The 15,739-nt window shown below is 53.3% G+C and carries 8 protein-coding genes and 1 pseudogene; 2 read left to right on the forward strand and 7 right to left on the reverse strand.

Annotated elements, in window-relative coordinates:
- The first annotated feature begins 6 nt into the window (after positions 1-6).
- Positions 7-684, forward strand: coding sequence for a type 1 glutamine amidotransferase domain-containing protein (locus tag H4F65_RS17985; protein ID WP_010681615.1), 678 nt, complete (start codon positions 7-9; stop codon positions 682-684).
- A gap of 87 nt (positions 685-771) precedes the next feature.
- On the opposite strand, the gene H4F65_RS17990 is transcribed toward H4F65_RS17985, so the two are convergent.
- From H4F65_RS17990 to rlmD, 7 genes and pseudogenes are all read right to left on the reverse strand, one after another.
- On the reverse strand, positions 772-1,848 hold the full coding sequence (locus tag H4F65_RS17990; RefSeq protein WP_010681616.1) for an ABC transporter substrate-binding protein: 1,077 nt from the start codon (positions 1,846-1,848) through the stop codon (positions 772-774).
- A gap of 5 nt (positions 1,849-1,853) precedes the next feature.
- Entirely contained in the window at positions 1,854-4,049 is a 2,196-nt protein-coding gene (locus H4F65_RS17995; RefSeq protein ID WP_010681617.1) for a TonB-dependent receptor, read from the reverse strand.
- A gap of 455 nt (positions 4,050-4,504) precedes the next feature.
- Complete coding sequence (gene eno, locus H4F65_RS18000; RefSeq protein WP_010305823.1) at positions 4,505-5,800, reverse strand: phosphopyruvate hydratase; 1,296 nt, start codon at positions 5,798-5,800, stop codon at positions 4,505-4,507.
- A 98-nt stretch (positions 5,801-5,898) separates the two neighbouring features.
- Positions 5,899-7,536 (reverse strand): glutamine hydrolyzing CTP synthase, encoded by a 1,638-nt coding sequence (gene pyrG / locus H4F65_RS18005; RefSeq protein WP_010305827.1) that lies wholly within the window; start codon positions 7,534-7,536, stop codon positions 5,899-5,901.
- Positions 7,537-7,762: 226 nt separating this feature from the next.
- A complete protein-coding gene (gene mazG / locus H4F65_RS18010) occupies positions 7,763-8,575 on the reverse strand; it encodes a nucleoside triphosphate pyrophosphohydrolase (RefSeq protein ID WP_039316978.1) in 813 nt (270 codons plus the stop codon).
- A gap of 389 nt (positions 8,576-8,964) precedes the next feature.
- Positions 8,965-11,201 (reverse strand): annotated as a pseudogene (gene relA / locus H4F65_RS18015) (GTP diphosphokinase).
- A 53-nt stretch (positions 11,202-11,254) separates the two neighbouring features.
- Positions 11,255-12,604: a 23S rRNA (uracil(1939)-C(5))-methyltransferase RlmD gene (gene rlmD / locus H4F65_RS18020; RefSeq protein ID WP_010285141.1), complete on the reverse strand. Its 1,350-nt coding sequence runs from the start codon at positions 12,602-12,604 to the stop codon at positions 11,255-11,257.
- 117 nt (positions 12,605-12,721) lie between these two features.
- On the opposite strand from rlmD, the gene barA reads away from it, so the two are divergent.
- A complete protein-coding gene (barA, locus tag H4F65_RS18025) occupies positions 12,722-15,517 on the forward strand; it encodes a two-component sensor histidine kinase BarA (protein ID WP_010285143.1) in 2,796 nt (931 codons plus the stop codon).
- Positions 15,518-15,739 lie beyond the last annotated feature (222 nt).

Genomic DNA, 15,739 nt, shown 5'->3' on the forward strand with positions numbered 1-15,739 from the left:
AAAATGATGAAAATTTTAATGGTCCTGACTTCTCACGACAAACTGGGCAACACGGGTAATAAAACCGGCTTCTGGCTGGAAGAGTTTGCCGCCCCTTATTACACCTTTAAAGACGCCGGTGCCGAGTTGGTGCTCGCCTCCCCTACTGGCGGCCAGCCGCCTCTCGACCCGAAAAGCGATCTGGCCGATTTTCAAACCGAGCTGACGCATCGCTTTAAAGCAGATCCTGCCGCACAGCAGGAACTGGCCAATACGGTAAAACTCGATACCGTCAACGAGCAGGATTTCGATGCGGTCTTCTATCCCGGCGGTCACGGCCCGCTGTGGGATTTGGCGGAATCGCCGGTCTCTATCGCGCTCATCGAAGCCTTTGTCCGCGCCAACAAGCCGACCGGGTTTGTTTGCCACGCGCCGGGCGTGCTGATTCATGTGAAAGCAGAAAATGGCGATGCGCTGGTTAAAGGCCGCAAAGTAACGGGCTTCACCAACGGTGAAGAAGAAGCGGTTCAGTTGACGGACGTGGTGCCTTTCCTGATTGAGGATGAGTTCAAGAAACTCGGCGGACTATACGAAAAAGGCCCAGACTGGGCACCGTACCTCGTTGAAGACGGCAAGCTGATCACCGGCCAGAACCCGGCAAGCTCGGAAGTGGTTGCTAAAGCGATTCTTAAGCAGCTGGCTTAATCCGCGCTATACCCTCATTTGTCTGTGTCTAAAAAAACAGGGCCGCATCACGATGCGGCCCTGTCATCAAGTGAAGTCCCCTATATTTCAGGGTGGAGATAAAATCGAAGCGATCTGCTGCGCGGTTAAATCGAAGCCGTAAAAGCGCTGATAGAAATCATGCGTCTCTTTTGCCATATCAATGTGCTGCATCTGCTGCGGATACAGCGTTTTTGCCAGCCAAAGAAATTGCAGCGCCTGCTCCGACGTTTCCCGACACCACCAGAACATCCCTAGCGGATTCGCATAAACGCGCCCCTGTTTTACCGCCCGTAGCTGCTGCCACTGCGCATCCTGCCGAATCGCCTTCGCATCGTCAGCCCGCATCGTAATAATCACATCAGGATCGGCCTGAAAAATCTGCTCAAGCGACACAGGCGCGGTTGTCACACCAGAACGGCTAAACCACGGTTCCGCCACGTTGATCGCGCCGCCCAGATCCATCCAGTCTTGATTCAGTGAAGGGCGTCCCGATGTCGTTAACGAATCGCCAACCGCATGGTAGACCTTCACACGCTGCTGTGACGGAATATTCTGGATCACCTCCGTCACACGCCTGACGTTATCCTGATAGTAGGCGGAAAAATCCTGCGCCCGACGCGACGCGTCCGGCCCCAGAACCTCACCGGTAATCAGCGTGCGTTCGACCATCGCCGCCAGCGAGTTATAGCGGAGCGGTACAATAGCGATCCCCGCTTTATTCAGCGCTTCCGCTTCAGCAACCGGCACGCTGTCCGATACGAAAAAGACCTGAGCACGACGAGAGATCAGCGCTTCCGTATTGATTCCCATGTTTCCGCTATGAGCAACCAGCGACGCCTGCGTAATAGACGGAACAAACTGGCGGAACAGCGGCATATCACGCACGAGTTTCGTCGTCCCGACAATACGATCGCCATAGCCCAGCATAGCCAGTATCGAGTTTTGTGCATTCCACGAGGTGGCAACTCGTTCAACCGTCGCGGGCACCGTCACAGAGCGATCGCCGTAATAGTGAATCGTCCGCGTAGCGGGTTCAGGCGTTTCCGCCTGAACCCAATGCACACCGGAGAAACTCACCGCCAACAGCACTAACGCATTGAGCAAATACTCGCGATACCGCGTGGTAAGGTTACGTTTCAGCATCACACTCACCAGTCAACGGTCAAAGAAGCACGGATCTCACGCGGTTCACCGACGAACGCGTTGGCACCGCCGTTAATGCCGTCCGTGCTGCCAGGGAATAGGGAAGCCCAGTAATGTTCATTGGTGACGTTATTGAGCGCAACGCGAAATGCCGCGGGCTTATCGTACAGTTTGAAGCCGTAGCGTGTGCCCAAATCCAGCGTGATGTAGCTATCCGCCCACGTCGTATTGGTATCATTAGCCGCGCGTTTACCGGTGTAGTGAAGATTCGCGATATAGACCAGATTCGGTGCAGACGGGTGGCTATATTCCGTCAGCAGATTAGCCTGAAACTTCGGCACCCCAACCACTCGCTTATCACGCGTTGCGGCTAATTCAGTATCCTTCAGCTTGGGAGCCAATAGCGTCATGCTGCCGTAAAGGTGCAAACCGGAAAGCACTTCACCATCAGCCATCAACTCCAGCCCCGTATTGACCTGATTACCCTGCTCTTTGAATACGTTATCTGCTGCGACATACGCGAAGGGGCGCTCCAGACGGAAAATAGCCGCGTTCAGATTCAACCCATCCCACTGCGATTTCACCCCCGCTTCATACTGGGTACTGCGATAAGGCTTCAGCGTCTGCCCTTTATTCACCACATAATCATCAGTTGGCGCGGTGCCGCCCTGCTCCAACGAATCGGCATAGGCGACATACGTCATCACGTTAGGCAAGGGTTTGTACATCAGAGACAGCGTCGGGCTAGTGCCCGTATCACGGGTCACTTCACCATCGGAGCCAAAACTGCGTGAGGTAATCCAACTTTGGCTCACGACGCCCATGGCCGACCAGCGCTCGTTAAACGTAATGGTATCGCCGGCGGTGATAGCCTGCTGACTGGTACGGCTAGATTTATAGCGCCCCGATCCCAGATAGAAACGCCCATCGCTAGGATCGGTATAACTACGCGGTGAATCAATGGTGCTGTTTCCCAGCGGGAAGCGCTTGCTATTACCTAGTCCGTTATAGATTGTCCACTGGTATCCGGTGGTGCTGAAGACCACGTCATGAGAAGGCCCGTTCGTATCGATATGGCCATTCAGTTGCAGCGTATTGCTTAATACCTTAAAACGTCCGGCGGTATAAGGCTGCGTCAGAGAGGTACTCACCGCGCCCTGATTGTTAGTAATCGCATTCGACAGCGAGCGCATACCGCGATCGGCGGTTTGATACCCCACCCCGCCCGAGGCATACCAGTTATTGTTGAAGTAGTGTTTCAGGCGTGTGCTGGCGGTTTTCGTCACCAGATCGAGCCCCGCAAAGCTCTGCCCGTATCCCTGTTTCGTCACGTCTGGTGCGCTGGGTAACTGAATCGTCGGACCATAGGAAAAGCCACTGGCATAGCCCATTTTTCTGAAGCGATACTCGCTGGCATTCACTTCCAACACCGTGTCGGGCGAGAGATTCCAGTCAAACGCGACGCTGGCGAGTTGCCGTCTCAGCGTACTGTTGCTGATACTCCCCTCACCTTCATCGTGCAGCAGGTTGATGCGATAACCGAACTGGTTTTCATCACCCAGATGTCCACCCAGATCGGCATGACCCATCGCGGCACCTTTACCGGAATAGCCTGCGGTAAAGCGGTTCAGCGTCTGCGCCGTCGGTCTTTTTTGTGTGAAGTTAAACTGGCCGGACGGGCTGGCAGGTCCATACAGCGCGCCAGTCAGACTGTTAATCACATCCAGCCGCTCCAGCATTTCGACTGGGAACGCCGTGGTGGAAATAATGTTTAATCCATCCAACCGGCTGTTCGCCAGCACATCACCTTGCATACCACGGCTTTGCGGACGCCCCACGTCAATACCGCCGCGCGCCTGCATCTGGCTGGACGCGCTGTATTTCAGGAGGTCATTCACGTTCTTCGCCTGCTGATTGGCAATCATGGCTTCCGTCACGGTCGTGGTCGAATACGGCGTATCCAGCCGTGAACGTTTACCCAGCGGTCCGATCTCCACATCATCGGTCGTCATGCCTGCGCCAGCCAGATTCGCATTCGCCTCACTGCGTTCTGCCTTGACGACCATAACGTCGGCCGCTTTTGCCTTTTCGTTGACCTTGCTGGTTGTCGGTTCGGCGCTCAATACCGGTGGAACAACCACCATTAATGCTGGCAATAACCACTGTGCTTTTTTTCTATTATTTTTTCTTGGGGCCTTCATCTGCTATGTCCCTGTTGGTCAATATTATGTCAATAATCGATATGTAATTTTTTATATATCGCCACATACTATACAGACATGACAAAAAGAAAATAAGGCGAGCCATAGAGGGATTTATTTTATAAAACGTTGAATTTTAAAAATTAAAATATAAAAACGGGGAGTATGACCGATACCACAAAGTGGGCAGCAGATATCAAAGAAAAGGAAGGAACAGATCATTTTTCAACGTTGCGCAGCAACGGCCCGAAGGGTGACGGGCAAGGATGTCCGTCATAAAAAAACGTAAGGAACGTTTTTCAACGTTGCGCAAGCAACGGCCCGTAGGGTGGCAGACAGGGATGTCTGCCATAAAAAAATCCAGAAACGTTTTCACGCTTCTGGATTTTTATAGTTAATCACGTTGGCGTATATCAGGCCGTTTTATCCGCAGCCTGATGACGCCAGAGACGTAATTACTGGCCTTTAACTTCTTTCAGGCCATTGAACGGTGCAGCATCACCCAGCGCTTCTTCGATACGAATCAGCTGGTTGTATTTAGCAACACGGTCAGAACGGCTCATAGAACCGGTTTTGATCTGGCCAGCCGCTGTACCTACTGCCAGGTCAGCGATGGTCGCATCTTCAGTTTCGCCTGAACGGTGAGAGATAACAGCCGTGTAGCCTGCATCTTTCGCCATTTTAATTGCAGCCAGCGTTTCAGTCAGAGAACCGATCTGGTTGAATTTGATCAGGATGGAGTTAGCGATGCCTTTCTCGATACCTTCTTTCAGGATCTTGGTGTTGGTTACGAACAGATCGTCACCAACCAGCTGGATTTTGTCGCCCAGAACTTTAGTCTGGTAAGCGAAGCCAGCCCAATCAGATTCGTCCAGACCGTCTTCGATAGAGACGATTGGGTACTGTTTGGTCAGATCTTCCAAGAAGTGAGTGAATTCTTCAGAGGTGAACGCTTTGTTGCCTTCGCCAGCCAGAACGTATTTACCGTCTTTGTAGAATTCAGACGCTGCACAGTCCATCGCCAACGTGATGTCTTTGCCCAGCTCGTAGCCTGCTGCTTTTACCGCTTCTGCGATAACGGCCAGCGCTTCAGCGTTGGAACCCAGGTTTGGCGCATAGCCACCTTCGTCACCAACAGCCGTACCCATACCTTTAGATTTCAGAACTTTAGCCAGGGTGTGGAACACTTCAGAACCCATACGGATGGCTTCTTTCAGGGTTTTCGCGCCAACAGGCTGAATCATGAACTCTTGGATATCAACGTTGTTATCCGCGTGCTCGCCGCCGTTGATGATGTTCATCATTGGCAGTGGCATAGAGTATTTACCTGGGGTGCCGTTCAGTTCAGCGATGTGAGCATACAGCGGCAGGCCTTTTGATGCTGCTGCTGCTTTAGCGGCAGCCAGAGAAACGGCCAGAATAGCGTTAGCACCGAACTGAGATTTGTTGTCAGTACCGTCCAGGTCGATCATGATCTTGTCGATGTTCGCCTGATCTTTCGCGTCTTTACCCAGAACAGCCTGAGCAATCGGGCCGTTAACAGCAGCAACAGCTTTCGTTACGCCTTTGCCCAGAAAACGGGATTTGTCACCGTCACGCAGTTCCAGCGCTTCGCGAGAGCCAGTAGAAGCTCCTGATGGCGCAGCAGCCAGACCTACAAAACCACCTTCCAGATGAACTTCCGCTTCAACAGTTGGGTTTCCGCGTGAGTCGATGATTTCACGGCCGATGACTTTAACAATTTTGGACATTAGATTTTCCTCAGTACAAGTTAAACTAAAACTTTAGATAGAACTAAAACCCTAGACGAACAACGCGCGATAGCGATCGCGCGTTGCTGATATAACTCTTACTTCACCTGACGCTTCTGGTACGCGCCAGCGGCTTTCACAAAGCCAGCAAACAGGGGATGTCCATCTCGCGGCGTTGACGTGAATTCCGGGTGGAATTGACAGGCAACGAACCAGGGATGATCGGGTAATTCAACAATCTCCACCAGTTTGCGGTCGGCGGAAAGACCAGCAACCCGTAATCCCGCCGCTTCAATCTGTTTCAACAGCATGTTGTTAACTTCATAACGATGACGGTGACGTTCGATAATCGTCTGCTCACCGTACATCTGACGCACCAGACTGCCTTCGGTCAGATGGCATTGCTGCCCGCCAACGCGCATGGTGCCGCCCAGATCGCTAGCTTCATCACGGACTTCAACATTGCCGTTCTCATCACGCCATTCGGTGATCAGCGCAACCACCGGATACTTACAGTCTGGCATAAACTCCGTTGAGTTTGCGCCTTCCATTCCGGCAACGTTACGGGCAAATTCCATTAATGCGACCTGCATCCCGAGGCAAATGCCCAGATAAGGGATATTGTTCTCACGGGCGTAGCGCGCCGACATGATTTTCCCTTCGACGCCACGATAACCAAAACCGCCTGGAATCAGTATCGCGTCTAAATCTTTCAATACTTCGACACCACGGGTTTCAACATCCTGTGAGTCGATCAGCTTGATATTCACCGTCAGACGGTTCTTCAACCCGCCGTGTTTCAGGGCTTCAATCACGGATTTGTAGGCATCCGGCAGCGCAACATATTTGCCGACCATACCGATAGTGACTTCACCGCCCGGATTCGCTTCTTCATACACAACCTGTTCCCATTCTGACAGGTTCGCTTCGGGACAGTTCAAGCTGAATCGTTTACAAATATAATCGTCCAGCCCCTGTGATTTCAATAGCGACGGGATTTTATAAATCGAATCAATGTCTTTAAGGGAGATTACTGCTTTTTCTGGCACATTACAGAATAAAGCAATTTTTGCACGCTCATTGGCCGGCACGGTGCGGTCGGAACGGCAAATCAGCACGTCAGGCTGAATACCGATGGAAAGCAGTTCTTTAACGGAGTGCTGCGTCGGCTTGGTTTTCACTTCGCCCGCCGCCGCCAGATACGGCACCAGCGTCAGGTGCATAAACAGCGTGTGTTCGCGGCCCACTTGTACCGCCATCTGCCGAATCGCTTCAAGGAACGGCAAAGATTCGATATCGCCGACGGTACCGCCGATTTCGACCAGAACGACATCGTGGCCTTCGCCACCTTCAATGATGCGCTCTTTAATCGCGTTGGTGATATGTGGAATCACCTGAATAGTCGCGCCCAGATAGTCGCCACGACGCTCTTTGCGCAGGACATCAGAGTAGATACGGCCAGTGGTGAAGTTGTTGCGGCGCGACATTTTCGTGCGGATGAAACGCTCGTAGTGACCCAAGTCCAGATCGGTTTCGGCGCCGTCTTCGGTGACAAACACTTCACCGTGCTGCGTCGGGCTCATCGTGCCCGGATCCACGTTGATGTACGGGTCCAGTTTCATGATGGTAACGTTGAGGCCACGGGCTTCAAGAATAGCCGCCAGAGAGGCTGCGGCAATGCCTTTACCCAGAGAGGAAACGACCCCGCCGGTCACAAAAATATAATTAGTTGTCATGCTGAACCTGAGAGTTTAGGTTTAAAGACGATGGAGGTACCAAGACGGGAAAGTAGTATACCTGAACCTGATGAACGCCACAAATGTTCGTTTTACACAATGTGGCGATTCCAACACACACTAAGGCGAGATAAAACCGCCCTTATCAAAACCAATAATTACCTTTAATAACAATACAATAAATGCATTAAAATCGATAAAAATACGGTTTGTGATTAAAAATGGATTAATGGCCTATTTCCTGTTTTTTCACCTGCTGCCATGCGGCTTCCATTTCATCCAGCGTCGCCTGTTCCAGCGTTTTTCCCGATGCCGTAACGATTTGTTCTACCTCACGAAAACGACGAGTGAACTTGCGATTTGCCGCCTGTAATGCATTCTCAGCCTTGTGCCCCAGGTGACGAGAGAGATTGACTGTGGCGAACAATAAATCACCAATCTCTTCACCTAATTTTTCTTCATCGACAACGGCTTGCCGTGCCTCAAACATCACCTCATCGATCTCTTCATACACTTTGTCGAGCACCGGGCCCAGACTGTCCCAATCGAAGCCCACAGACGAACAACGCTGCTGAATTTTTTGTGCTTTCATCAAAGCAGGCAGCGCATCAGGAATGTCATCCAACGGCGAGTGACGATCTTTCTCGGCACGCTCCTGCGCTTTGGTCTGCTCCCAGTTTGCCAGCACGGCATCGCTGTCCGTTAGCGTCAGGTCGCCGAAGATATGCGGGTGGCGGCGTTCCAGCTTATCGCTGATGGCGTTACACACGTCGGAGAAATCGAACAGGCCCTTTTCCTGCGCCATTTGCGCGTAAAACACCACCTGAAACAGCAAATCCCCTAACTCACCGCGCAAATCATCAAAATCCTGACGGCTGATGGCATCCAGCACTTCATACGTTTCTTCCAGCGTATAGGGCGCGATGGTGTCAAACGTCTGTTTCTTGTCCCACGGGCAGCCGTTTTCAGGATCGCGGAGGGTTTTCATGATGGCGAGCAGGCGCTCGATGGAAGGTAAATTCGTCAAAGATACGGTCATAATATTCCTGAAAAAATGTGTATGAAAATAGCAAAACACGGCAGCCAACTTCTGCTAAAAAGCGCCAAGACATCACTATTTTCATTTCAACGGCGTAAAAAAATTGTGCTGAGATGCACATGACCGCCGAGTGAGCCGCATGGACGCGGCGAAAGCCTGTGCCGCGTATGGAACGCGTCACAGGTGGCTCGACAGCGGACATGTACATCGAAGGAACCGCAACGCGGCACAATTCTCGCCAAAAGCCAGGGTTCTGAGGGATGCGGCACCTGAGCATCCCTCAGTCGGGCGTGGCAATGGTGCCACAAAGAACAATATTGCTAACCACGCACGAAACTTTTCACCACACTCGTACAAGGTTTTCAGCTGGCTGATGGTGAAACCATCATTTACGCCCCCTGCTGGCGCCGCGCATCAATCACATCCGGCAGTTGGTTGAGCTTCGCCAGAATGCGGCTCAGCACCTGCAAGTTGTAGATCTCAATATCCATATCAATCGTTGCCAACTGCTGCTTGGTGTCGCTGCGGCTGGCGACGCCCAGTACATTGACCTTCTCATTCGCCAGAATCGTGGTGATATCCCGCAACAGCCCGCTACGATCGTTGGCAATCACCCTCACCACCAGCGAATAGCCGCTGGAGTAGCTTTCGCCCCAGACGGCATCGACAATGCGTTCCGGCGAACTGGCGCGCAGTTCGTCCAGCTGTTCACAGTCGGCTCGGTGAATCGAAATACCCCGTCCGCGCGTGATGAACCCGGTGATCTCATCGCCCGGAATCGGCTGGCAGCAGCGGGCAATGTGGTGCATAAGATTGCCTACACCTTCTACCACCACGCGGCCGTTGTCCTTCGTGTTACGTGCCGGTGGCTGATGTGATTTTTGCGTCAGCTGGCGCAGCGCTTCGCGATCCAGTTCTTCCGCGCTCGGCTGTTTTAACTGCGATTGCAGGAAATTCACCATCTGGTTCAGGCGAACATCACCGCCACCGATAGCAGCCAGTAACTCATCCAGCGAATTCACGTTGTAGCGTGGCAGCAGCAGTTTTTCGGCTGCTTTCAGGCTGACACCCAGATGCGCCAGTTCGTCATCCAGAATCTGTCGACCCGCCAGAATGTTCTTGTCGCGATCTTGCTTACGGAACCAGTTCTGAATCTTCGAACGTCCGCGACTGGTGGTGATATACCCCAGATTCGGGTTCAGCCAGTCACGGCTCGGGTTCGGTTGCTTCTGGGTGATGATTTCAATCTGATCGCCCATTTGCAGTTGGTAGGTAAACGGCACGATACGTCCGCCGATTTTCGCCCCGATGCAGCGGTGCCCGATATCACTGTGGATGTGATAGGCAAAATCCAACGGCGTGGAGCCCGTGGGGAGATCCACCACATCGCCTTTCGGCGTAAAGACATAAACCCGATCGTCAAACACCTGGCTGCGAACTTCGTCCAGTACGTCATTCGAATCCGCCACTTCTTCCTGCCAGGCAAGCAGTTTACGCAGCCAGGCAATGCGGCCTTCGTAGCCGGAGCGCCCGCCCACGGAGGTGCCTTCTTTGTATTTCCAGTGTGCCGCCACGCCCAGTTCAGCATCTTCATGCATCTGCCGCGTACGAATCTGGATTTCGAGCGTCTTTCCACCCGGCCCTAACACCACGGTGTGGATGGACTGATAGCCGTTTGGTTTAGGGTTAGCGACGTAGTCGTCGAACTCGTCCGGCAGATGGCGATAGTGGGTATGCACGATACCGAGCGCACCGTAGCAGTCCTGCAAGCGCTCAACGACAATACGTACCGCACGCACATCGAACAGCTCATCGAACGACAGCGCTTTCTTCTGCATCTTACGCCAGATGCTGTAGATATGCTTAGGACGACCGTAGATCTCCGCCTGCACGCCCTCTTCTTTCATCGCGTTGCGCAGCGTTTTAACAAAATCGTCAATGTACTGCGCGCGATCGATACGGCGCTCATGCAGCAGCTTGGCGATTTTTTTATATTCATCAGGATGCAGATAGCGGAAGCAGAAATCCTCCAGCTCCCACTTCAACTGGCCGATACCCAGACGGTTAGCCAGCGGCGCATAGATATTGGTACACTCTTTGGCCGCCAATACCCGTTCTTCTTCCGGGGCATCCTTCACTTCACGCAGGTGCGCAATCCGCTCCGCGAGCTTGATCACCACGCAGCGGAAATCTTCCACCATCGCCAGCAGCATGCGGCGGATGTTATCGACCTGCTCAGACGCGCCGGAATCATTCTGCGTCGCTTTGAGCTGGCGGATTGCATCCATATCGCGCACGCCATGCACCAAATCAACGATGTTTTTCCCAAACGCGGCTTCTAGCGTCGCTTCATCGACCACGTTCGCATCGGCCAGCGGAAAGAGCAGCGCCGCGCGCGCATGCTGTCATTGTCCATGCTGAGCGTGGACAGGATTTCCACCATTTCAATGCCGCGCCACAGCAGGAGCGACGCATCGGCGTGATCTTGCGTTTGCTGCTCACAGTAACGCCAGGTTTCGGATAAACGTTCACACGATTGCTCGCTGGAAATACCCAGTGAAGCAATCCACGCGTCAGGGACAAATTCACCTGCCGTATTCAAATGCGCACTTCTTACCGCAACCATAATTTCTCCCTACGTTACCCTTCACCTTGCAAACGACGCTGCTTTGCTGCCTATTACGCCTTTCGCGTGCTGGTATCGTGCAAAAACAGTGCCATCGATTCAAGGTGACCGGTATGTGGAAACATATCCAACATGGCGACATTCGCCAGCCGATAACCAGCGGCCAGTAATACTTTGCTGTCGCGTGCTAACGTCGTGGCGTTACAGGAGACGTACACCACGCGTTTCGGTGCCAGTCTGGTTATCTGCTCCATCACGCCCGCCGCGCCCGCACGTGCCGGATCAAGTAATATCTTATCAAAACCCTGAGCCGCCCACGGCTGCTGGGTGACGTCATCTTCAAGATTTTGGTGAAAAAATGTGACATTGGACAACCCATTGCGCTGGGCATTCTCGCGTCCTTTCTCAACTAACGCGGTCACACCTTCCACGCCGACGACGCTGGCGGCACGCTGTGCCAGCGGCAGCGTGAAGTTACCCATGCCACAAAACAGATCTAATATTCTATCCTGCGGTTGCACATCCAGCCATGTCAGCGCCTGCGCGACCATCTGCTGGTTCACCGCGTCATTGACCTGAATAAAATCGCGCGGGCTAAAGGCCAGCGTCAGCCCGGCCACGTGATAAACCGCTTCTTCACCCTGTAGACACGTCAGCGAGTCGGCATCCGGTGCCAGATAAACCGATACGCCCTGCTGCTGCGCAAAGTCACGCAGCGCCTGCTGATCCGATGAATGGAGTGGATCAAGGTGCCTCAGCACCAGCAGCGGACCGTTCTCTGCCTGCACCAGTTCCACATGCCCAAGACGCTTCACCGCCTTTAATCGGCTCAGGCAGTCGCGCAGCGGTTGCAGCAGCGCTTCAAGCTCGGGGCGCAACACCGGACAGGCTTTGATATCCACCAGATCGTGAGAATTTGATTGTCGATAGCCCATCAACAAACGCTGCTCTTTTGCCTGAAAGTATAACGCAAGCCGCGCACGCCTCCGATAGGCATAAGGTGTGCCAGCGATCAGCGAGGCTTCAGGCAGCTCTGCGCCCGTTTCCCGCGTCATCAGGCGCACCAATGCCGCCGTTTTGCTGCTCTGTTGCAGCATGATGTCCGCGTGCTGCTGCTGGCAGCCGCCACAGCGGGTAAAATGCGGACACGGCGGCGTAACGCGCTGCGGGCTAGGCGTAAGAAGGCGTTTAAGTTTTGCATGTGAAAATTGACGCTTCTCTTCCGTCAACTGAACGTCGGCCTGCTCTCCCGGCAGTACACCCGTGACAAACACCGTCTTGCCGTCGTGACGCGCCACCCCCTGCCCAAACGGATCAAGCGATGTGACCGTAACAGTGAGGTGCTTAGCAGGAATCGCTTTCCGGGTCGTCACACGCCGGTTTGGAGAGTAGAATTGCGCCATAATGTACTATCGATTTGTCTCATGAGTTAAACGGCTGTACCAGGTACATGCAGTACCCGATAACTAATGACATCATTGGATGCTCAGCATCCTCTAATTCTCCCACATTGGAACCCCATGACCAAATACAGTCTTCGTGCACGGATGTTGATACTGATTTTGGCACCGACGTTGATGATCGGACTGCTGCTTAGTTCGTTCTTCGTCATTCATCGTTACAACCAGTTGCAGTCGCAGTTGGCCGATTCGGGCACCAGTATCATTGAGCCGCTGGCGACCATCAGCGCTTACGCCATTACCCATCGCCAGATGGACACGATTCCAGCGTTAATCAATACGCTTCATCGCCGCCACTCCGCGATTATTCGTACCATTAGCGTGTTCGATGCGCGTAATCAGCTTCTGGCGACCACCAACGTACGCAACAACGTGACATTGCAGCCGCTCAGCGGCGATGCGCTTGCACACAATAAACTGCACCTGCACTACACGAATGACGCGCTGATTCTGCACATGCCGATCGTCAATGACAGCGAATTCATGCCGGGCGGAACCACACCGGTGCTGCCCGGTACCGCGACACCTCTCGGCTATCTGGTGATCGAGCTGGATACCAGCACCATTCGGCTTCAGCAGTATCAGGAAATCTTCATCGCCGCGCTCCTGCTGCTGCTCTCTTTGGGTGCCGCCGTCATCTTTGCCTATCGTCTGATGCGGGATGTCACCACCCCGATTCGTAATATGGTGGATACCGTTGACCGCATTCGCCGTGGGCAGTTGGATAGCCGCGTCGAAGGTTACATGCTCGGCGAGCTGGATATGCTGAAAAACGGCATCAACTCGATGGCGATGTCGCTGACCGCCTATCACGAAGAGATGCAGCAAAATATCGATCAGGCGACCTACGATCTGCGGGAAACGCTGGAGCAGATGGAGATCCAGAACGTCGAACTGGATCTGGCCAAAAAGCGCGCGCAGGAAGCGGCACGCATCAAATCAGAGTTTCTGGCAAATATGTCGCACGAACTGAGAACGCCGCTGAATGGCGTGATCGGTTTCACCCGCCAGACGTTGAAGACGCCACTGAACACCACGCAGACGGACTATCTGCTCACCATCGAACGGTCCGCCAATAACCTGCTGAATATTATTAACGATGTGCTGGATTTCTCGAAGCTGGAGGCCGGAAAGCTGGTGCTGGAAGATATTCCGTTCTCGCTGCACAGCACGCTGGACGACGTTGTGATGCTGCTGGCGCACACGGCACATGAAAAAGGGTTGGAGCTAACGCTCAGTATTCAGAATGACGTGCCTGAACAGTTTGTCGGCGATCCGCTGCGAATACAGCAAATCATCACCAACCTGCTGGGCAATGCGATTAAATTCACCGAGCAGGGCAACATCGATATTCGGGTGGAGAAGCGTCGACAGGAATCTCATCAGGTGCAGCTAGAGGTGCAAATACGCGATACCGGCATCGGTATTGCCGAGTTGCAGCAATCGCAGCTGTTTCAGGCTTTCCGTCAGGCCGACACCAGTATTTCGCGCCGTCATGGCGGTACGGGGCTTGGGCTGGTCATTACCCAGCGTCTGGTCAAAGAGATGGGGGGCGATATCAGTTTCCAGAGCCAGCTCAACAAGGGATCGACCTTCTGGTTCCATATCACGCTGCCGCTCAACCCGCACGCCATGCCGACCGAGCCGGCCTACACGATGCTGCAAGGCAAACATCTGGCCTACGTTGAGTACCACCCCATCGCCGCGCAGGCCACGCTGGATATCCTGAGCCAGACGCCGCTGATCGTGAGCTACAGCCCGACGTTTGAGCAGCTGCCGGAAGGGGAATTCGATATCCTGCTGCTCGGTATTCCCGTGCAATATCGCAACACCCTACTCGACTACACGCCCAGACTGCGCGATATCTGCCGCCGTTCGCCCTGTGTGATTCTGGCACTGCCCAGCCTCGCGCAAATGGATGCCGAACAGTTGAAAACCTTCGGCGTACATGCCTGCCTGAGCAAGCCGCTCGCCGCGTCACGCCTGCTGCCACTGTTACAGGACAGCACGCTGTTCCAACTCTCTTTTCTGCCGGACGATGCCGCATCGCACCAGAGTGTCGTACGCCATCCCGCCCGTTTGCCGCTGAGTGTGATGGCGGTGGATGACAATCCCGCTAATCTGAAACTGATCGGCACGCTGCTGGAAGAGCAGGTCGAGACGATTATTTTGTGCGAAAGCGGACAAGATGCGATTGCACAGGCAGAACTGAATCAGTTCGACGTTATTCTCATGGATATCCAGATGCCGGGTATGGACGGCATTTGCGCCAGCGAGTTGATCCGTCAGATCCCTCACCATGCCACCACGCCGATCATCGCGGTGACGGCGCAGACCATGACGGGTGAACGCGAGCACCTGCTGCGTTCGGGCATGGATGACTATCTGGCTAAGCCTATAGATGAACAGATGCTGAAAAGCGTGCTGACACGTCATGCACGGCAAGATCCGTTGAAGCGCAATCGGGGCGATATGACGGGATTACTGAACGAGCACGACGATAGTCAGCTATCACTCGACTGGGCGCTGGCGCAGCAACAGGCGGCCAACAAGCCAGAACTGGCACGTGACCTACTGCAAATGCTATTGGATTTCTTGCCGGAGGTTCAGCGGAAGATAGAAAACGTGCTGAAGGGTCAGACGGATGATGACATCATCGACCTGGTTCATAAACTACACGGCAGTTGCAGCTACAGCGGCGTTCCGCGCCTGCAACGCATCTGCCGCTATCTGGAACAACAGCTGCGTAAAGGCGTTCACGCCAGCGATCTGGAACCCGAATGGCTGGAGTTGCTGGACGAAATCGACAACGTCAACAAAGCCGCCCAGCCGCATATCAAACCGATGCATTCGTAGAATTTCAACTAATTGAAAGTATTATCAAATAATCTATAAGTGATCTCTGCTGATACTCTGTTACTGCTTATGTTCAGGTAGATCAGTGTTAATAAATCTCATTATCATCATCTAGTTTTTATCGATAATTTAGTATTTAAATCTAAAAACGATATATATTTAAGTAAATAACGACGTTACAAGATCACACTTCTACCCCTTTTTGGTTACTTAACCCTACCC

It is taken from the genome of Pectobacterium brasiliense (assembly GCF_016950255.1).
Classification (GTDB): domain Bacteria; phylum Pseudomonadota; class Gammaproteobacteria; order Enterobacterales; family Enterobacteriaceae; genus Pectobacterium; species Pectobacterium brasiliense.

Excerpts from the sequence above, each read along its gene's own strand:
- H4F65_RS17990 (WP_010681616.1), bottom strand. The coding sequence starts at position 1,848 with ATGCTGAAACGTAACCTTACCACGCGGTATCGCGAGTATTTGCTCAAT.
- mazG (WP_039316978.1), bottom strand. The coding sequence starts at position 8,575 with ATGACCGTATCTTTGACGAATTTACCTTCCATCGAGCGCCTGCTCGCC.
- pyrG (WP_010305827.1), bottom strand. The coding sequence starts at position 7,536 with ATGACAACTAATTATATTTTTGTGACCGGCGGGGTCGTTTCCTCTCTG.
- eno (WP_010305823.1), bottom strand. The coding sequence starts at position 5,800 with ATGTCCAAAATTGTTAAAGTCATCGGCCGTGAAATCATCGACTCACGC.
- rlmD (WP_010285141.1), bottom strand. The coding sequence starts at position 12,604 with ATGGCGCAATTCTACTCTCCAAACCGGCGTGTGACGACCCGGAAAGCG.
- H4F65_RS17995 (WP_010681617.1), bottom strand. The coding sequence starts at position 4,049 with ATGAAGGCCCCAAGAAAAAATAATAGAAAAAAAGCACAGTGGTTATTG.
- barA (WP_010285143.1), top strand. The coding sequence starts at position 12,722 with ATGACCAAATACAGTCTTCGTGCACGGATGTTGATACTGATTTTGGCA.
- H4F65_RS17985 (WP_010681615.1), top strand. The coding sequence starts at position 7 with ATGAAAATTTTAATGGTCCTGACTTCTCACGACAAACTGGGCAACACG.